This window comes from Flavobacterium paronense (assembly GCF_030409795.1).
In the GTDB taxonomy this organism is placed as follows: Bacteria; Bacteroidota; Bacteroidia; order Flavobacteriales; family Flavobacteriaceae; genus Flavobacterium; species Flavobacterium paronense.
This window is the reverse complement of sequence record NZ_JAUFQN010000019.1, coordinates 2,777,617-2,797,604: the sequence shown is the minus strand read 5'-3', so window position 1 is coordinate 2,797,604 and position 19,988 is coordinate 2,777,617. Positions and strand designations below refer to the sequence as shown.

The window sequence follows — 19,988 nt, the reverse complement described above, 5'->3', positions numbered from 1 at the left end:
CTTAATGGTTTAAATATATCAACTGTTTTACAAATAACCAAAAACCAATGAATTCAAATTCTTCTTTGTATAGCGAAGACTTGGCCCCAATTTCGGCTGAAAAACGAACTTGGACAACTTGGAATTATGCAGCACTTTGGATAAGCATGAGCCTTTGTATTCCAACGTACATGCTTTCGAGTTCATTGATAGAAGGCGGAATGAATTGGTGGCAGGCAATACTAACCATATTTTTAGGAAACACAGTTGTTTTAATTCCAATGATTCTAAACGGTCATGCCGGAGCCAAATACGGAATCCCGTTTCCAGTTTTTGCAAGAGCAAGTTTCGGGACTGTGGGTGCCAATATTCCGGCGATGCTCAGAGCAATCGTAGCTTGTGGTTGGTTCGGAATTCAAACCTGGATTGGCGGATTTGCCATCTTTCAAATGGCGCGTTTATGGATTCCATCTTTGGAAACGTTACCACAAATTTTCCCGGATTCCTTCGGATTACAAACCGGACCGGCAATTTGTTTCATTCTGTTTTGGTTGTTGAATATGTATGTAGTGTATTTAGGTGTGGAAAGCATCCGAAAACTATTGGCTTTCAAAGCGATTTTTTTACCGGTTGCAGCATTGGCATTATTATTCTGGGCATTGAGCGCAGCTCATGGTTTGGGACCAATATTAGCCACACCATCGAAATTCAAAAACACTAGTGATTTCTTCCATTTCTTTTTCCCTGCATTGACCGGAATGGTTGGATTTTGGGCAACACTTTCGCTTAATATTCCCGATTTTACAAGATATGCGACCTCACAAAGTGCACAAATAAAAGGACAGATTTATGGCTTGCCAACTTCAATGACTTTGTTTGCTTTTATTGGAGTTGTGGTAACTTCTGCAACTACAATTGTTTTCGGAACTATGATTTGGGATCCGGTTGTTTTAGCCGGAAAATTTGATAGTAAATTATTGGTAAGCATTGCGATGACTGCGGTGGCGATTTCAACACTGGCGACTAACATTGCAGCAAATATTGTAAGTCCCGCGAATGACTTTGCCCATCTGGCTCCATCTAAAATAGATTTCAGAAAAGGCGGTTATATCACAGGAGTTATCGGCATCCTAATATTTCCATGGAAACTAATTGCCGACCCAACAGGTTATATTTTTACTTGGCTCGTTGGTTATTCAAGTTTGCTTGGACCAGTAGGAGGAATCATGATAGTCGATTATTATTTTATCAGAAAACAAACGTTGGTTGTTAAAGACTTATACAGTGCCAAAGGAATTTATGGGTTCTCAAAAGGATTTAATTTCAATGCCATTATTGCATTGTTAATTGGAATCGCACCAAATGTCCCCGGTTTTTTTACCACGATAAAAGTATTTCCGGCAGACCTATTTCCAAATTGGATAATCGGATTATACAGTTATGCTTGGTTTGTTGGCTTTGCCTTAAGCGGTTTTGTTTATTGGATTACAATGAAAAAGAAACATTGAAAACCTAATTTTTTACCATTAAGGTATTAAGAAAATTAAGATTTGTATCTTTCTTAATGAACCTTAATTTCTTAATGGTTTGAATTTTAATTAATTTTTAAAAGATGAGTATTTTAATAAAAAACGGAAGAATTATAACCGCTACAGATGATTATGTAGCGGATATTTTTATCGAAGGCGAAACGATTTCGGCTATCGGTAAAAACTTAAATGTTCAAGCTGATGAAGTTATTGATGCTTCAGGAAAGTTAGTTATGCCCGGCGGAATTGACCCTCATGTGCATTTAGATATGCCTTTTATGGGAACTTATTCCAGCGATAATTACGAAACAGGAACGCGAGCTGCACTTTACGGCGGAACAACAACGGTTATTGATTTTATCCTGCAAACACAAGGTAAAAGTCTGCAATCCGCCCTACAGGAATGGAAAGGAAGAAGCGATAATAATGCCGTGGGAGATTATAGTTTCCATATGGCTGTAACCGATTTTAATGACGAAACCAAAAAGGAAATCCAGCATTTTATAGAAGTTGAAGGCATTACTTCCTTCAAAACTTTTATGGCCTATAAAGGTGCTCTGATGATTGACGACCGTCAAATGATTGGATTAATGCAGGAAGTGAAAAAACACGGAGGCTTAATTAATGTCCATGCCACCAATGGTGATATGATTGATTTTTTAATTGCCAAACATAAATCGGAAGGCAAGTTAGCACCACTATATCATTACCTATCACAACCCGAAGTTACCGAAGCTGAAGCCAGCAGTCGTTTTGCCGATATGGCCGACTATACCGGTTGCCCTGGCTATATTGTTCATTTAACCTGTGAAGGCGCATTAAACGCAGTGCGTTTTGCTACCCGAAGAAACCAACATGTATTTGTAGAAACCTGTATTCAATATCTGATTTTGGATGCGAGTCTGTATGAGCAAAATTTCGAAGGAGCCAAATGGGTAATGAGTCCGCCATTGCGTGAAAAGAAAGATCAGGAAACACTTTGGGCCGGATTAAATCAAGGATTGGTAAACGTAGTGGCCACCGACCACTGTCCGTTTATGTGGGAACAAAAACTGATGGGCAAGGATGATTTCTCAAAAATTCCAAATGGACATCCTGCAATTGAAAACCGTATGGAATTACTCTTCAGTGAAGGAGTAAACAAAGGAAGAATCACATTGAATAAATACGTCGAGGTAGCATCTACAAATGCCGCAAAAATCTTTGGAATGTTCCCGAAAAAAGGGACGATTGCTATTGGAAGCGATGCCGATATTGTATTGTTTGATGCCAATGAAAAGCATACACTTTCAGCAAAAACCCATCACATGAATGTAGATTACAGCGGTTACGAAGGATGGGAACTTACCGGAAAAGTAAAAACGGTTTTACTTCGCGGTAAAGTAGTAATTGACAATAACGAATGTAAAGTGCAAAAAGGCTACGGCCAATTTGTAAAACGAAATAAAGTAGACGGAAAAATATAAATGTCAATGACAATATCAATGTCAAAAAGCAATTTTAAAAATCTTAATGAGCCTTAATTTCTTAATGGTTTAAAAATAAAATAAATGGCAAGAATAGTAAAATCAGGTCTAATCCAATTGAGTTTAGCCAAAACAGAAGGCGAAGGAACCATTCCCGAAATCATGGAAGCGATGGTTCAAAAGCACATTCCCTATATTGAAGAAGCAGGAAGACAAGGCGTTCAGATATTATGTTTTCAGGAAATTTTCAATACGCCCTATTTCTGTCCGGGACAAGACAGTGCATGGTATGCTTCCGCAGAAAGTGTTCCAGGTCCAACCACAGAAAGAATGCAGGTTTATGCTAAAAAATACGACATGGTTATCATCGTTCCGGTATATGAAAAAGACCAAGCAGGCGTTTTATATAATACCGCTGCAGTAATCGATGCTGACGGAAGTTATCTAGGTAAATACCGTAAAAATCACATTCCACAAACAGGTGGTTTTTGGGAGAAATTCTTCTTCAAACCCGGAAATTTAGGCTATCCTGTTTTCCAAACCAAATACGCCAAAGTTGGAGTTTATATCTGCTATGACAGACATTTTCCGGACGGTGCAAGATGCCTTGGATTGAACGGAGCTGAAATCGTTTACAATCCGTCAGCCACAACTGTAGGACAATCTCAAAATTTATGGAAACTCGAACAACCTGCACATGCAGTCGCTAATGGCTATTTTATGGGTTGCATCAACCGTGTCGGAATTGAAAAACCATGGAACCTTGGATTTTTTTACGGAACGTCTTATTTCGTAAATCCGCTTGGTGAAATTTTCGCTTGCGCTTCCGAAGATAAAGATGAACTTTTAGTTGCCGAATTCGATTTGGATTTAATAGAACAAATCAGAGGCAAATGGCAATTCTACAGAGACAGAAGACCTGAGACCTATGGCGAAATTACTGCTCCATAGAACATCAATAATTTAAAATTTATAATTCAAAATTTAAAATAAGACCAAAACCAACCAAAATATGAGTATTAAAAATAACCGATTAACCACAGCCGAATATCAGGAAAACTTTGCCGATATTCATCCGCCATTTGAAACTTCAGATGCAGCTTTGGTAGAAGCAAATCGTTGCTTGTTTTGTTACGATCCGCCTTGTATGAAGTCGTGTCCAACATCTATCAATGTACCAAAATTCATTAAACAAATTGCCACAGAAAACCTTAAAGGTTCTGCACATACCATCTTTGCTTCCAATATTATGGGCGCAGGATGCAGTAAAGTGTGTCCGGTAGAAAAATTATGCGAAGGAGCTTGTGTTTATAATTTGATGCACGAAGAACCAATTAATATAGCACGTTTACAACGCTATTCTACAGAAAAGGCTATGAAAAACCAATGGCAGTTATTCGAACGTAAACCATCCAAAGGGAAGCGTGTCGCTATTATTGGTGCCGGTCCGGCCGGATTAAGTTGCGCACATACGTTGAGCCGCGAAGGTATTGATGTAACGATTTACGAAAAAGAAGCCAAAGGCGGCGGACTAATGACATATGGAATTGCTGCCTATAAAGTAACACCCGAGTTCTGTGAAGATGAGGTAAATTACATTACTTCAATCGGAGGAATTTCAATCAAGTACAATCATGAGCTTGGAAAAGATATTACCATTGAAAAATTGCAACAAAATTACGACGCAGTTTATTTGGCGTTTGGTGTTGGAATGGCACGTCAGTTAGATATTCCCGGTGAAGATTTATTTGGAGTAACCGATGCGATTAAATTCATTTATGATTTAAGAGATAACGATCTTTCAACAATAGCTGTTGGGGACAAAGTAGCGGTAATCGGAATGGGAATGACAGCCATCGATGCTGCAACACAAGCCAAAAGATTAGGCGCTTCAGAAGTGCATTTAGTCTACCGACGAACTCAGGAAGAAATGCCTTGTACCGAAAAAGAATTAAACATCGCGAAACTTGATGGATGCAATATCATTTGGCTTGCCGCTCCAAAAGAAATCATCGGTAATGGGGATAACGTTTCCCAATTGGTTTGCGACATTATGGAATTGGGCGCACCCGATGCTAGTGGTAGAAGAAGCCCAATTGCTACAGGAAAAACCTTTACACTCGATGTAGATATGGTCATCAAAGCTGCTGGGCAAATGCCATTTGCTAGCATGGTTAGCGAGGAAAACCTTGACAATAACAACGGAAAAGTTGCGGTTGAGGGTAAATCAAAAACAAATTTAAGCAACGTTTTTGCCGGAGGCGATTGTGTGAACGGTGGAAGAGAAGTAGTAGATGCTGTTCAGGCCGGGAAAGATGGAGCAGCAGCAATTCTAAAAACCATTATCAGTCCGGATTATATCATCGAATCCGAATTAAAACCAACTTTTAATAATTAAAATTATGGCAGATATATCAACAGATTTTTTAGGTATAAAATCTCCCAATCCTTTTTGGTTGGCCAGCGCGCCACCAACAGATAAATTAATCAATGTTGTCCGTGCTTTTGAAGCAGGTTGGGGCGGAGTCGTATGGAAAACATTAGGCTCACAAGTCAAAAACGTTTCTTCGCGTTATTCTTCTGTCAATTATGGCGGAAAACGAATGATGGGCTTCAATAATATCGAATTGATCAGCGACCGACCTTTAGAAATCAATTTAAAAGAAATTTACGAAGTCGTAAAAATGTTCCCGGATAGAGCAATGATTGTTTCGCTTATGGCAGATAACGACCGAAAATCTTGGCACGATTTAATCATGAAAGCCGAAGATGCCGGAGCAATGGGATTCGAATTGAACTTTGGCTGTCCTCACGGAATGACCGAAAGAGGTATGGGAGCAGCCGTTGGACAAGACCCGGAAATTGCCAAAATGGTAGTCGAATGGGTAATGGAAAAAGCTACAATCCCAGTAATTACTAAGCTTACGCCAAATGTACATTCGGTAGTTCCAACCGCAAGAGCAGCTGTTGAAGGCGGAACCAATGCGTTGAGTTTAATCAACACGATTCAAAGTGTAACCGGAATTGATTTGGATACTTTAGTGCCAAATCCATACGTAGCAGGGAAAAGCGTTTTTGGCGGTTATTGCGGTCCGGCCGTAAAACCAATCGCCTTAAAAATGCTGACAACTGTCGCTCAAGACCCAATTGCTTCGCGAGTTCCTGTTTCAGGAATTGGAGGCGTTAGTACCTGGAAAGATGCTGTCGAATTCATGCTTTTAGGAGCAACTTCAGTACAAGTTTGTACCGCAGCCATGAATCACGGTTTCCGAATCGTCGAAGATATGTGCGATGGTCTAAACAACTGGATGGACGAAAAAGGCTTCGAAAAAACCACCGACTTCATCGGGAAATCAGTAGAAAAAATAACCCATTGGGAAGATTTAGACATCAACTATCATCACATCGCCAAAATCGACCAAGACAAATGCATCCATTGCGGACTTTGTTATATCGCTTGCGAAGACACTTCACACCAATCGATTAATGTTGAAAGAGGTAATCCGTATAACAATTACACCGTAAAAGAAGAAGAATGTGTAGGCTGTAATTTGTGTAAACTAGTTTGCCCGGTTGACGCCTGCATCACGATGGAAGAACACAGAGTCGCACCAGAATATGTGAACTGGAAAGACTGGCAAAGAGAAGGGCGTCCGTTGAATGACCATTAATTTTTGGGCGTGCCCACGCCGAAAAGGCGGGTCGGGCTTTCCGCAGTATCTTTTTTGTTATAGCATTTGTCATTCCGACGGAGGAGGAATCTAAACAAAAAAGGATACTTGCTGCAATCCCTCACGCAAACACTACTTAATTATCTTAATTTCTTAATGGTTTAAAAAATTATTAGATGAAAATAAACCCATCACGTCTTCAAAGTTATTTTGAAGCCATGTCTGAAATAGGCAAAATAGGCGAAACCGGAACCTGTCGTCCAGCGCATACAGCGTTAGAAAAACAAGGTTTCGAAATTGCTAGTTCTTGGATTAAAGAAGCCGGAATGGCTGTTCGTATAGATAATTTCGGGAATCTTATCGGAAGACTCGAAGGCAAAAACCCTGAATTACCCGTTTTAATGATGGGTTCACATCTCGATTCTCAACCTTACGGCGGGCGGTTTGATGGTGTTGCCGGAGTTTTATGCGCCATTGAAGTTGTTAGAACTTTGCACGAAAACGGAGTTGTCCCGGAAAGACCAATCGAAGTCATTTCCTTTGCTGATGAAGAAGGCTGGCGCTTTAACAAAGGACTTTTTGGTTCACGCGGAATCTTAGGCAAACTCGAAGAAGGCGAATTGCAACGAAAAGACCAAGACGGAATTACACGTGAACAAGCTTTAAAAGATTTCGGTTGCGATATTAGCAAATTCAAGGAATCAGAATATAAACCTGGAAGCATTTTTTGTTTTTTAGAATTGCACATAGAACAAGGTCCTGTCTTGGATTTGGCGCACAAACCAATCGGCGTAGTTTCCGGAATTTCGGGACCATTGTGGTGGACAGTCAAACTAAAAGGAATGGCAGGTCATGCAGGTTCGGTTCCAATGCCAATTCGGAAAGACGCTATGGTTGGAGCCGCTGAAATCATTGTTGCCTTGAATGAAATCGCCACTCAGGTTCCAGGAAATCCAACGGTTGGAACGGTTGGAACTTTGAATGTTTTTCCAGCATCAAGAAACATCATAGCCGAAGAAGTTACCATGACTGTAGACTTACGCGACATCGATTTGGAAAGAAGAAATCGTTACGAAAAACAACTTAGAGATAAGATTGAATCTATAACCAAAAAACACAGTTTAACTTATTCTATTTCAGAAGACACCAAAAGCGACCCGCGTTATTGTGCCGATTGGATAAAAGAAATCATTCATGCCGAATGTCAAAAATTGCATTTGGATGAAATTGAATTAATGAGTGGACCATTTCATGACGCTATGGCCTTGTCTTACGTCTGCGATTACGGTATGATTTTCGTGCGTTGCAAAGACGGTATCAGTCATAATCCGTTGGAATATTCTTCTTATGAAGATTTAGCCATTGGAGCTAATGTCTTATTAGGAACTGTAATCGAGGTATTGAAAAAATAAAATAGTCCAAGCCATACAAAACAAGAGCCAGCCATCGGAGAAATTTGATGGCTTTTTTTATTCTCTTTCAATAAATACTATCTTTACTTTTTCAACACAAAACTATGTCCATCAAAGACGTCAAAATACTTCACATCGACAGCAATCATCCATTATTGTGGGAACAATTGGAACAAGTAGGTTTTCAAAACGAAGCCGATTTCACTTCTTCTAAAACAGAAATTGAAGCAAAAATCCAGAACTATCAAGGAATCGTTATCCGCAGCCGATTTAAAATTGATAAAGCATTTATCGATAAAGCCACGAATCTTAAATTCATTGCTCGCGTTGGTGCTGGTTTAGAAAGCATCGATTGTGATTATGCTGAATCTAAAAACATTCATCTTATTGCAGCTCCCGAAGGCAATAGAAATGCAGTTGGCGAACATGCATTAGGAATGCTTTTGTCATTAATGAATAAATTAAATCGGGCCGATAAATTGGTTCGAGAAGGAAAATGGATTCGCGAAGGAAATCGCGGCTATGAACTCGAAGGCAAAACCATCGGGCTGATTGGTTATGGTAATATGGGAAAATCATTTGCTAAAAAACTACGCGGATTTGATGTAGAAGTTTTGTGTTATGATATCCTTCCAGCTGTTGGAGATGCAAATGCCAAACAGGTTTCCTTACCGGAACTTCAACAAAAAGCTGACGTTCTAAGTTTACATATTCCATGGACAACGCTAACAGATAAAATGATTAATACTAATTTCATCAATGCTTTTGCCAAACCTTTTTGGTTTATCAATACTTCTCGAGGTAAAAATGTAGTGACGGATGATTTAGTTTTGGCTTTAGAATCAGGGAAAATTTTAGGAGCCGGATTAGACGTTTTGGAATATGAAAAGTTGTCGTTCGAAAATCTTTTTATCGACACCGAAAAACCTAAAGCTTTTGACTATTTATTACAAGCGGAAAACGTTTTATTAACCCCACACATCGCGGGTTGGACATTTGAAAGTCATCAAAAACTGGCACAGGTTATTGTTGATAAAATCAAGAAATTATATTAGCAATAGCCATTTAAGGAAATAAAATTGAACTTTGGAAACCAATTGATAGCGCTTTCTTATATTTTTTTATATTTTAGACGAATAAATTAACACAAAACCAATTAAAACCAAACGTATTATGGACGCACAAAAAGTTGACATGTTTATGATGACCAATGCAAAATATTTTGAAGGCCATCATTTAAATGCTGTTAGAGAAAAATTAATATCTCTCGATGATTCAAAATGGGGATTAGTTCAAGTTATGCAATTCAAAGATCCAACGACAAGCATCATAGTTTCTTTATTAGGAGGTGGTTTAGGAATAGACCGTTTTATGATTGGCGATACAGGAATGGGAATAGGAAAGCTTTTAACATGTGGTGGTTTAGGAATCTGGACAATCATTGACTGGTTCTTAATCATGGGAGCAACTCGTGAAAAAAACATGGAAACGTTCCAAAACACATTTTATTAATAAATGACAAGAAATAAGTTATATTCCTTGTTGCTTATAGCTTGTTCAGCTGGATTTATTTATTTTTTTTACAACGTTTACACTTCACAAAGTAGAATAGTTCACGTGTGTATCATTAAAAATGTGACAGGTTTTCCATGTCCTTCTTGTGGTACAACGAGAGCTTTGACATTGCTTTTTCAAGGAAGAATCATTCAATCTGTGGTGCTAAATCCGTTCGGGATTTTAGTTGCTATAATGATGTTTTTCTTCCCGCTTTGGGTAATGACAGATATTGTTTTAAAAAAAGAAACTTTTTATTTTTGGTATAAAAAAACAGAAGCTACCATAAGAAAACCATGGCTTGCCTCGATTTTAATACTATTAGTACTTCTCAACTGGATTTGGAATATATACAAACATTTATGATACAAGAAACCACATTTGCTTATAAACCAGGCGAACACGAACGCGAGAAAGCATCGAACAGTTATTTGATGTCTTTGGTAGCACTTATCGCCGGAATGCCATTACCTATTATAAATTTATTTGCTACTTTCTTTTTCTATTTAGCCAATAGAAAAGGAACTTATTTTGTACGCTGGCATTGTATGCAGTCTTTATTTTCACAATTAGCATTATTAGGAATTAACAGTGCTAGTTTTTGGTGGACCATTTCCATTATTTTTACAGATGAAAAAGTAAGCAACCAATACTTTGCTTACATATTTACAGTTATCCTATTTAATTTATTGGAAATTTTCTCCACTATTTTTGCCGCTATTCAAACACGTAAAGGGAAACATGTTCAGTTTTTGTTCTTCGGGAATATTACTAACTTAATTTGTAAACCATAAATTATGATAAAGAAAACTATTTTTCAAGGACTAATTATTGTATCTGGATTTTTCCTGATATGGTTTGGTTTTTCCCAATTGGATTTCATGAAATTTTTTAAAGTACAAGAAAGAACGGAGAAAGTTGAACAGAAATTGGGGGATATGATTTGGAATGAAATACAAGATTCTGAAGAAATAATTACCAACGACACTATTGTAAAATCATTAGATAAGTTACTTAAACCATTATGTGATGCCAATGATATTCACCGTGATTCGTTAAAAATTTATATTGTTAAAAAAGACGAAATCAATGCTTTTGCTTTACCTAATAATCATCTCGTGGTTTATTCTGGATTGATTGAAGATTGTAAAAGGCAAGAAGCATTACAAGGGGTTTTAGGACATGAAATAGCGCATATCGAAAAAAACCATGTGATGAAAAAGTTGTCAAAAGAAATTGGATATTCGGTGTTGTTAACAGCAACCGGTGGTTCAAAAGGCGGACAATTGGCTCGAGAAATATTGAAAACTTTAAGTTCTTCTGCTTATGACAGAAAGCTTGAAAAAGAGGCTGATATCACTAGTGTTGATTATATGCTAAAGGCTAATATTGATCCTAAACCGATGGCTGATTTTATGTTTCAAATGGCGCAAGACAACAAATCGGATAAAAACATGGAATGGATTTCAGATCATCCGGATTCTGAAGCTCGTGCCAAATATATTTTGGAATACATAAAAGGGAAAACGCTAAAAAGCAAAGCCACACTTTCTGAAAAAGACTGGAAAGCCTTTCAAGAACAAGTTAGTAAAGAATAACAAAAAAGGCATCCGTTATGTGGATGCCTTTTTTATTTATAATTCTTTTCTTTTCGTTCGAGTTCCGCCTGAAATTCTTCCATTACTGGTTTTACTGTGCTTTCTGGTAAGTCGGCAATTCGGATATACATTAAGCCGTCAACTGCATTATTGAATAACGGGTCAACATTAAAAGCCACAACTCTAGCATTTTGTTTAATGTATTTCTTTATTAAAACAGGTAAACGCAATGTTCCAGGTTCTACTTCATCAATAATTTTATCAAACTTATTCAAATCAGATTCGGTTTCGTTGAATACAAAATCCTTGTCGGCATCTTTAAGTTTTACCTTGAATTCTTTTTTCGGATGAATGTATTGCGCCACGTAAGGGTCGTAATAATGCGACTTCATAAATTCAATCATCAATGACTTCGAGAATTCGGTAAATTGATTACTGATACTAACGCCACCAATTAAGAATTTATGTTCAGGATAACGCAACGTAGTATGCACAATTCCTTTCCAAAGCAAGAACAACGGCATTGGTTTTTGTTGGTATTCATTGACGATAAACGCTCTTCCCATTTCGATAGATTTTGACATCATATCATATAACTCGGGTTCAAATCGGAATAAATCCTGCAGATAAAAACCTTCGATTCCATATTTAGGAAAGATTTCAGAACCCAAGCCCATTCGGTATGCACCAGCGATTTGTTGTGATTCTTCATCCCATAAGAACATGTGGTGGTAATAAGTATCAAATTTATCTAAGTCAATAGATTCATTAGTTCCTTCTCCAACCGCTCTAAAAGTGATTTCGCGTAGTCGTCCAATTTCGTGAAGAATATTTGGGATTACATCAGCCGGGACAAGAAAAACCAAATAGTTTTTACTTTGCAATAAACGATAATCGCCACCTTTTAGGGCTTCAATTTCCTCTAAAATTTTATCGTGATTTGCCGGTTTTACAATCTGTTTTGGATTTTTTGGAGATTTTAAATTCAGGTTCAAATTCAGATTTTGCGGGTCAAAAATATTATTTTCTTTGTTAAAAGAATTGGCCAACATATAGGTCTTTTTCCTCAAAAATTCTGAGTATTCCTCAATACTTTTGTGCTCGTTTTGCTCGTTTACCGAAATCGGTTTCCCAATACGAACTTTAATTACTCGACCTTTTTGTGTCAATAATTCTGAAGGCAATTTTGCAGTTCTGAGCGTTGGATTTATTTTGGATAACAAATAGAAAAAACGACTGTTTTTCGCGTGAAAATAAATCGGAACTACTGGTACTTGTGCTTTTCGAATTACTTTTATGGCACCTTCTTCCCATTCTTTATCAACCACCAATTGTCCGTCTTTATATGTAGACACTTCTCCGGCAGGAAACATTCCTAGTGGTTTTCCATCGCTCAAATGACGTAGCGTTTCCTTAATTCCAATCACGCTCGATTTAGCATCTTTGTGGTTTTCAAAAGGATTTACGGGCATGATATAGGGTTTCATCGGCTCAATACGATGCAAAAGAAAATTGGCAATAATCTTAAAATCTGGTTCTTTTTCAAGCATCAGTTTTAATAACAAAATACCATCAATGCCACCCAAAGGATGATTGGAAATAGTGATGTAAGCTCCGTCTTTTGGCAAACGCTTAAAGTCTTCTTCCGGAATTTCAAATTTGATTTGCAACTCATCCAAAATAGCATTTAGGAATTCGATTTCGCTTAAATGTTTATTTCGGTCGTACATTTTGTTTAGGGTCGAAATTTTTAAAGCTTTCATTAATAACCAGCCACAAAAAGTCCCGAAAACCCCGTATTTATCAGCTTTTATCGCTTTGGCAACTTCCTTAGCAGTAACTAAACCCATGTATAATTTGTTTTTTGAGCGAGAAACAAAGATAACAATTCTACTGAAATAGGGTAAACAAAATACGGAAATCACCAAAGGCATATTAAATTTTTATTATTGATTTTGAGTTTCAAATGTTTATGTTTTTATTTACATTTGAACAAACTCTTAACAACATTTGATGAGAATTATTTCTTATAACGTTAATGGCATTCGGGCAGCCATAGCCAAAGGATTTTTAGATTGGTTACAACAAGCCAATCCTGATGTGATTTGTCTTCAGGAAATAAAAGCTAACGAAGACCAAATTCCAACCGAAGACATAACAGCAGCAGGTTATCCGTATCAATATTATTTTTCGGCACAAAAAAAAGGCTATAGTGGTGTGGCCATTTTATCCAAAATAAAACCCAACAAAGTCGTTCATGGAACCGAAGTGACGCACATGGATTTTGAAGGAAGAAACATCAGAGCTGATTTTGACACTATTTCAGTGATGAGTTTGTATTTGCCATCGGGAACGAATTTAGACCGACTCGACCACAAGTTCAAATACATGGATGATTTTCAGCATTATATTGATGCGTTAAAAAAGCAAATTCCAAATCTTATCATTTGTGGCGATTATAATATTTGCCATGAAGCAATCGACATTCATGACCCAATTCGCAATAAAACCGTGTCCGGATTTCTACCTGAAGAACGTGCCTGGTTGGATAAATTTATGAAAAGCGGTTTTATTGATAGCTTCCGTCATTTTAATAAAGAACCGCACAATTACAGTTGGTGGAGTTATCGCGCTGGTGCCAGAGGTAATAATAAAGGTTGGCGTATCGATTATAATTTAGTAAGCGAAAATTTAAAAGACCGAATGAGCAGAGCTGTAATTTTGCCTGAAGCTAAGCATTCTGACCATTGTCCGATTTTAGTGGAGATTGATTAAGAGAAAAGAAGCAAGAGAAAAGAACATAGAAAATAGAATACAGATGAGAATGATTAGAAAAATAATTTTAAGCCTTGCCTTATTAAATTTGATGACATCATGTGTTTCCAAAAAAATCTACAACGATTTGGAAAACAAATACACCGATTTAAAAAAGGAAAACCGATTCTTATCGGATGAAAACGATGAACTTCATAAAGCTAATGCCGAATTTGATTCGGTGAATAAAGCCTTGACAGCAGAACGTGATCAACTAAAAGCTGACAGGGACAAACTACAAGCGGATTGCACAGCAACAAGCAACAACTTGAAAGCTTTACAAGATTCGTATGCCGCCTTAGAGAAAAACAGCAACGATGCCTTAGAAACCAATATGGCAAAGAATCGTGATTTGTTGGCCCAACTTGACGCTAAAGAAAAAACATTGGCGGCTGAGCAAGACCGATTGAATAAACTAAGCAGCGAATTAGCATCAAACACTAAACGATTAAACGAGTTAGAAAGCATGATAGCAGCGAAAGATGCCGCTATGAAAAAGCTGAAAGATACCTTGTCAAAAGCATTGAATGCCTTTGAAGGAAAAGGATTGACTGTTTACCAAAAAAACGGAAAAGTATATGTGTCGATGGAAAACAAATTGCTGTTCCAAACCGGAAGCTGGGCTGTGGGTTCAGAAGGTAGAAGCGCTGTAGTTGAAGTTGGAAAAGTTCTGGCTCAAAATCCGGACATTACCGTTTTGATTGAAGGGCATACCGACAACGATAAAATTCTGGGAAATATTGGTGGTGGTATAGAAAACAACTGGGATTTATCTACTAAAAGAGCCACAGCGATTGTAAATATTTTATGTGAAAATGGCGGAATCAGAAAGCAAAACTTAACTGCTGCAGGCCGTGGCGAATTTGCTCCGTTATTGAGTAATGATACCAATGAAGGTAAAGCGAAGAATCGAAGAATTGAAATTATCCTGACTCCAAAATTAGACGAGATTTCTAAGATGCTGAATGAGTTTTAGTAAATAGGCAAAAGTCAATTGAAAAGGTTCAGGGTTTAGGCTTTGGACCTTTTTTTATGTCTAATACGGTAGAGAGTTTGTTTTTCAATGCATGATTTTTTTGTTTTCTAATATGGTAAACAAAAAAATAGTAATGCAGGATTTTCTTCTCCGCCAATACGGTAAACAAAAAAATTACGCGTTGTCGACAAGATGATTTCACATTAAGATTGTTTTGATTTCGCATTAGGATTAAAATGATTCTAATGCAGGATTTTTTGTTTACCGTATTAGGAATTTTTTATTCGTAAACGTTTCCAAAAAATGTGTTAATCAAACCATTTAAACGATTACAATATTTTACTTTTGTGCCACAAAAATCGACTTCAAATTCCAAAAATGAATTATACTACCTTACCCAATACTGATATAAAAGTTAGCAAAATTTGCCTTGGCACCATGACTTTCGGAGAACAAAACTCAGAAAGCGATGCCCATTCCCAATTGGATTATGCTACAGATAATGGCGTTACTTTTATCGATACCGCCGAAATGTATCCAATAGCTGCCCGCGAAGCCACACTTGGACTTACCGAAAAGTATATTGGAACGTGGTTAAAAAAATCAGGAAAAAGAGAAGACTTAGTCATTGCTACTAAAATTGCCGGACCAAACAGAAAGATGGAATACATCAGAAATCCGTTAGATTTTTCAAAGAAAAGCATACACGAAGCAGTTGATTTGAGTTTAAAAAACCTGCAGACCGATTATATCGATTTGTATCAAATGCATTGGCCGGAGCGCATCATGAATATGTTCGGGCAACGTGGCATTTCAAAAATTGACACGAATTGGCAGGAAAATTTCTTTGAAGTGCTGAGCGTTTATGATGGTTTAATCAAAGAAGGAAAGCTAAAACACATTGGCGTTTCCAATGAAAATCCATATGGTGTAATGAAATTTATCAGCGAAAGCGAGAAACATAATTTGCCAAGAATTGTAACCATTCAAAATCCCTATTCGTTACTGAATCGTTTGTATGAAGTGGGACTTTCTGAAATCGGTATGCGCGAAAATGTTGGTTTACTGGCTTATTCTCCTTTGGGATTCAGCTTTTTGACTGGCAAACATTTGAACGGAGTTTTACCAACATCACGTTTAGGATTGTTTCCTCAGTTTTCACGTTATTCTAACGAAAACTGTCACCGAGCTACAAAAATGTATCAGGAATTAGCTGAAGCCAACAGATTAACTTTAACTCAAATGGCACTGGCTTTTGTAAACCAACAAGATTTTGTGACGTCAACTATAATTGGTGCAACAACCATGGAGCAGCTTCAGGAAAACATTGTGGCTTTTGAAACCGTTTTGTCGCAAGAAGTTATAAATGAAATCAATAAAATTCAGGAATTGATTCCGAATCCGGCACCTTAAAAATCAAACTTTTTCTTCAAGGCATTTTCTGTTTTATAATAAATAAAAAAACTTAAAAGCAGTATTGTTATAAAGAATGTCACTATTGCAAGGGTATCCGAGAAAGTCATAAATGTTGCTATAAAAGACAAAACAATCAAAAGTAAGGAACAGCGAAAAAGCATTTTGGCATAATATTTTTGAGCAAAATCCCAGGTTTCCTGAGAATACAATGCTTTTTTTGTTCTATATCCTTTTTGATTTCTGCTTTTTGACGGAAAAAAATATTCCACAAAAGAAATAACCAAAAATAATAATCCAAAAGTAAACATTAGCATGGGTAGCGTTGAGGTGTTTTGCATCAAGCCTCTTTGTTTTATTCTACAACCAATTTAGACTGATACTGATTTCCGGATACATCTTCAACAGCAATCATATAAAATCCGCTAGATAAAGCAGTGATATTTACCGAAGGATTACTATCATTATTTTCAATAGTTTTAGTTAGCACCAATTTCCCGGTTAAGTCAAAAATTTTCGCTTTGGAAAGAACTGTTTCAGCACTATTTTTAATAAAAATTTCGGTTTTCGCCGGATTTGGATAAAAGCTTAGTCCATTTTTATTAAAGTCATTTAAACCAAGCGAAGAATCTATGATTTTATAGATTATGCCATTTGTAATACCCGCGACATATAATTCTCCGTTTGCATCTTCACCAAAAGCTGTAAAATTCCCAGTGAAAGAAGCGGTAGTTGACACTACATTTGCCGCATTTAAAGTTCTAATTTTGTTATCGCAATAATCGGTATAAAAATAGTTATTAGCAAAATTAGGATACATACTTCCAGTATATAAATAGCCACCAGTTATAGCACATCCAGTGGAATGATCATATTGAGCCACCGGAAAAACCATACTTGACATCGGAGCACAACCAGAAGTATTATAAGTTGAATTTCCTTCATAACATCGCCAACCAAAATTTAAACCTGTCGGTAAAGGAGCGGTTATTTTATCTACCTCTTCAACAGCACCTTGTCCAACATCGCCAATCCATAAATCACCATTTAATCGATTGAATGAAAATTTCCAAGGGTTACGCAAACCGTAAGCCCATATTGCTTCTTTACCCGGTTCATTTATAAACGGATTGGTTGGAGGAAAGCCATAATTTAGAGCGCCAACTGTGGTGTCCACATCTATACGAAGCATTTTTCCCAAATTTATTCTACTCGGATTTGCAGCATCAACGGTTAAGTTTTGAGCATAACCATTAGGGTCTCCAGAGCTTCCACCATCTCCCATACCAATATATAAATATCCGTCAGGGCCAAAATTTATACAGCCACCATTGTGATTAGAAAAAGGTTGGTCAATTGTCATTAAAATTGTTGCTGTAGTATTGGCTACATCTGGATTTGCAGAAACAGTATATTTAGCAATAACGGTATCTCCCAATGTATCGGTATAATTAATAAAAAATATTCCATTAGTGGCATAATTTGGGTGGAATGCTAAGCCCAACAAGCCTCTTTCATTTCCCGGACTTGTACTTACCAGAGTTGAAACGTCAAGAAATGGAGTTGCAGTTATTGTCCCGTTTGAATTTAGTATTCTTATTAAACCAAATCGTTGTAATACAAAAAGGCGGCTGTCATTTGGAGGATGAACTATTCCAACCGCATTAGAAAAACCTGTTGCAAAACTTTGCAAAGCAATAGTTTGAGCGTTTGAAAAAAGAGTAGAAAGGAGAATGAATAGAAGTAATAGTTTTTTCATAAAACTTATTTTTCGTAAAGTTAGAAATAAAAAGGTTACAATCAAATTGTCATAAAAAACGCAATCGGTTAGGATTGCGTTGTTGATTTTATAGATTATCTATGATTTTATCTTTGGGATATTTGACTTTATAACTGATTCTGATTTTCTTAGTTTCATTAGAGGCCAATTTTAAATTCCAAGTCAGAATACCGGTTTCTTTGTTTTCTTTGGCGCCATTGCTTTCCAATAATTCAATTTCAACTTCTTTATCCGTGCTTAATGGATACTGGTCTTTTAGTGTAACATCGGCAGCTTCTTTTTTGTTATTTCTGATAGTGATATCGTAAGTAAATGTTTGTTCTTTTTTAGACGATAAAAAACGTGTTCCCGATTTGTCTACTACTTTTTCACGCTTGATGGAGATTTTTTTATCACGTCCCATGCTCAAATTCAAAGTGTCTGATGTTTGATTTGGATTAATCATCGTTTTGCCAACATACAATCCTTCAAAGATGATATTAGCTTCACCGGACAATAAATTATACTTCGAATAATCATTGATTTCCGCCAAAAGAAACGCTTCTTTTTCTACTCGTGGTGCGGCATAATATTTATAAGTAGCTGGCAATTTGATTTCTTTTAAGGCTACACTGTGAGGTTTTCCATTGGATAAAATATCATACGGAATGTCTATGTCAAAGGAAACATTGAGCTGGTTTTCTTGAATGTTGGTGTAATTTGATACAGAAGCAATTTCATTATCAGAAGAAATGGTATCAACATATGTATAGCTATTTGCTAATTCTTTTTTTACCTTAATTCCAGCAGCTCTTCCTTGTAATTTATTTTGAACACCAAGATAGCCATTCACTGAAATTTTATCATACAATATATTATCTTGATACCTCAAAAACCAAGAACTCAATAGCGGCATTTGATTATTCTGATTAGGGTTTCCGGATGACAATGTTAAATTCACTTTTTTCCAGTCTATTCCTGTACTTTGAACTACTTGTGCTTTGTACATCATATTTATTGGTGCTGTAATATTCTCAGCACGCAAATCGTAAAAAGGTGTCCACGAAGCGTTATCGGTAATATAATTAATGTCCAAATTGACCAATCCTGCGATATCATTCATCACTTGAATAATCAGTTTGCCTTTGGAGTTTTTCTCTTCTTTTTGGGTATTTATTTCGAGTTTGTCGTTTAGGTTTTTGAGTTTCAGATTGAGTTTTCTTTCCTTCTCTTCCATAGTAACAATGGTATTGTCAAGTTCGGTTCTTTTGGTTTTGTAGAAATCGACTAACTTCATTAATTCGGTTACATTCAAGCCGGTATTGGCGCCACCAACATTTTGATTGGCATCTAAAAGCGCAATGGTTTGTTTATTAGAATAGGTTTCAATTTGTACTTTTTTGATTTCTTTTTGTGTCCAGGTAATGCTGTCACGTACTTTTTTAATCACCGGATTGGCTTCGTCAATTTCGTATTCTGAAATATAATTTTGTGTGAACTGCACTGATAATACCGTAACCGAATTGGGTGCGCCAATCTGAACAGTACTTTCATTCAAATAATCGGCAACATTTTTTATCACAATTTCGCTGGTTCCGGCAGGAATATTTACAGCAGTGGTTTGCGATAGTTCGGCTGCATTGAAATAAACTGTTGCTGCTTTGACTTTCGCAGTGGTGAAAATTGGTTTCTGTGCCAAAATAGTGGTTGAGACCAAAAGGGACAGACATAAAATAAGTTTTTTCATGATATAAAATTATAATTACTATCTATAACAACGTAAAAATATAAGAAAAAGTATTCACTTTATACTGAAG

Annotated in this window: 18 protein-coding genes; 14 read left to right on the top strand and 4 right to left on the bottom strand. The window is 36.8% G+C overall.

Annotated elements, in window-relative coordinates; genetic code table 11:
• Positions 1 to 47 precede the first annotated feature (47 nt).
• The 11 genes from QWY90_RS13380 (at position 48) to QWY90_RS13330 (ending at position 11,209) form a co-directional block, all read left to right on the top strand.
• Positions 48 to 1,487 (top strand): NCS1 family nucleobase:cation symporter-1, encoded by a 1,440-nt coding sequence (locus QWY90_RS13380; protein ID WP_290286481.1) that lies wholly within the window; start codon positions 48 to 50, stop codon positions 1,485 to 1,487.
• A 104-nt stretch (positions 1,488 to 1,591) separates the two neighbouring features.
• Entirely contained in the window at positions 1,592 to 2,974 is a 1,383-nt protein-coding gene (gene hydA, locus QWY90_RS13375) for a dihydropyrimidinase (protein ID WP_290286480.1), read from the top strand.
• An 84-nt stretch (positions 2,975 to 3,058) separates the two neighbouring features.
• Positions 3,059 to 3,925, top strand: a complete 867-nt coding sequence (locus QWY90_RS13370) for a nitrilase-related carbon-nitrogen hydrolase (RefSeq protein WP_290286479.1) — start codon at positions 3,059 to 3,061, stop codon at positions 3,923 to 3,925.
• A 61-nt stretch (positions 3,926 to 3,986) separates the two neighbouring features.
• Positions 3,987 to 5,372 carry an NAD(P)-dependent oxidoreductase gene (locus QWY90_RS13365; RefSeq protein WP_290286478.1) on the top strand — a complete coding sequence of 462 codons (1,386 nt, stop codon included), beginning with the start codon at positions 3,987 to 3,989 and terminating at the stop codon, positions 5,370 to 5,372.
• Between the two features lie 4 nt (positions 5,373 to 5,376).
• Positions 5,377 to 6,645, top strand: coding sequence for an NAD-dependent dihydropyrimidine dehydrogenase subunit PreA (gene preA, locus QWY90_RS13360; RefSeq protein WP_290286477.1), 1,269 nt, complete (start codon positions 5,377 to 5,379; stop codon positions 6,643 to 6,645).
• A 176-nt stretch (positions 6,646 to 6,821) separates the two neighbouring features.
• Positions 6,822 to 8,057 (top strand): M20 family metallo-hydrolase, encoded by a 1,236-nt coding sequence (locus QWY90_RS13355; RefSeq protein WP_290286476.1) that lies wholly within the window; start codon positions 6,822 to 6,824, stop codon positions 8,055 to 8,057.
• Positions 8,058 to 8,161: 104 nt separating this feature from the next.
• Positions 8,162 to 9,112, top strand: a complete 951-nt coding sequence (locus QWY90_RS13350; protein ID WP_290286475.1) for a 2-hydroxyacid dehydrogenase — start codon at positions 8,162 to 8,164, stop codon at positions 9,110 to 9,112.
• 118 nt (positions 9,113 to 9,230) lie between these two features.
• Complete coding sequence (locus QWY90_RS13345) at positions 9,231 to 9,569, top strand: TM2 domain-containing protein (RefSeq protein ID WP_290286473.1); 339 nt, start codon at positions 9,231 to 9,233, stop codon at positions 9,567 to 9,569.
• Positions 9,570 to 9,572: 3 nt separating this feature from the next.
• The gene (locus QWY90_RS13340; protein WP_290286472.1) at positions 9,573 to 9,977 is read left to right on the top strand and encodes a DUF2752 domain-containing protein; all 405 of its coding nucleotides are present in this window, start codon (positions 9,573 to 9,575) and stop codon (positions 9,975 to 9,977) included.
• A complete protein-coding gene (locus QWY90_RS13335; RefSeq protein WP_290286471.1) occupies positions 9,974 to 10,405 on the top strand; it encodes a magnetosome magnetite crystal formation protein family in 432 nt (143 codons plus the stop codon). The genes QWY90_RS13340 and QWY90_RS13335 overlap by 4 nt, the downstream gene beginning before the upstream one ends.
• Positions 10,406 to 10,492: 87 nt before the next feature.
• Positions 10,493 to 11,209, top strand: coding sequence for a M48 family metallopeptidase (locus QWY90_RS13330; protein WP_290286470.1), 717 nt, complete (start codon positions 10,493 to 10,495; stop codon positions 11,207 to 11,209).
• Between the two features lie 32 nt (positions 11,210 to 11,241).
• Here QWY90_RS13330 and QWY90_RS13325 read toward each other — a convergent pair whose 3' ends face one another.
• Complete coding sequence (locus QWY90_RS13325; RefSeq protein WP_290286469.1) at positions 11,242 to 13,059, bottom strand: GNAT family N-acyltransferase; 1,818 nt, start codon at positions 13,057 to 13,059, stop codon at positions 11,242 to 11,244.
• A gap of 163 nt (positions 13,060 to 13,222) precedes the next feature.
• Between QWY90_RS13325 and QWY90_RS13320 the strand changes: the two genes are divergently transcribed.
• The 3 genes from QWY90_RS13320 (at position 13,223) to QWY90_RS13310 (ending at position 16,412) form a co-directional block, all read left to right on the top strand.
• Entirely contained in the window at positions 13,223 to 13,984 is a 762-nt protein-coding gene (locus QWY90_RS13320; RefSeq protein WP_290286468.1) for an exodeoxyribonuclease III, read from the top strand.
• Positions 13,985 to 14,033: 49 nt separating this feature from the next.
• Positions 14,034 to 14,999 (top strand): OmpA family protein, encoded by a 966-nt coding sequence (locus tag QWY90_RS13315; RefSeq protein WP_290286467.1) that lies wholly within the window; start codon positions 14,034 to 14,036, stop codon positions 14,997 to 14,999.
• Positions 15,000 to 15,377: 378 nt separating this feature from the next.
• Entirely contained in the window at positions 15,378 to 16,412 is a 1,035-nt protein-coding gene (locus tag QWY90_RS13310) for an aldo/keto reductase (RefSeq protein WP_290286466.1), read from the top strand.
• On the opposite strand, the gene QWY90_RS13305 is transcribed toward QWY90_RS13310, so the two are convergent.
• From QWY90_RS13305 to QWY90_RS13295, 3 genes are all read right to left on the bottom strand, one after another.
• Complete coding sequence (locus QWY90_RS13305) at positions 16,409 to 16,753, bottom strand: SdpI family protein (protein ID WP_290286465.1); 345 nt, start codon at positions 16,751 to 16,753, stop codon at positions 16,409 to 16,411. The two genes, QWY90_RS13310 and QWY90_RS13305, sit on opposite strands and share 4 nt — an antisense overlap.
• Positions 16,754 to 16,767: 14 nt before the next feature.
• Complete coding sequence (locus tag QWY90_RS13300; RefSeq protein ID WP_290286464.1) at positions 16,768 to 18,171, bottom strand: PQQ-dependent sugar dehydrogenase; 1,404 nt, start codon at positions 18,169 to 18,171, stop codon at positions 16,768 to 16,770.
• A gap of 88 nt (positions 18,172 to 18,259) precedes the next feature.
• Entirely contained in the window at positions 18,260 to 19,918 is a 1,659-nt protein-coding gene (locus QWY90_RS13295; RefSeq protein WP_290286462.1) for a DUF4139 domain-containing protein, read from the bottom strand.
• Between the last annotated feature and the right edge of the window lie 70 nt (positions 19,919 to 19,988).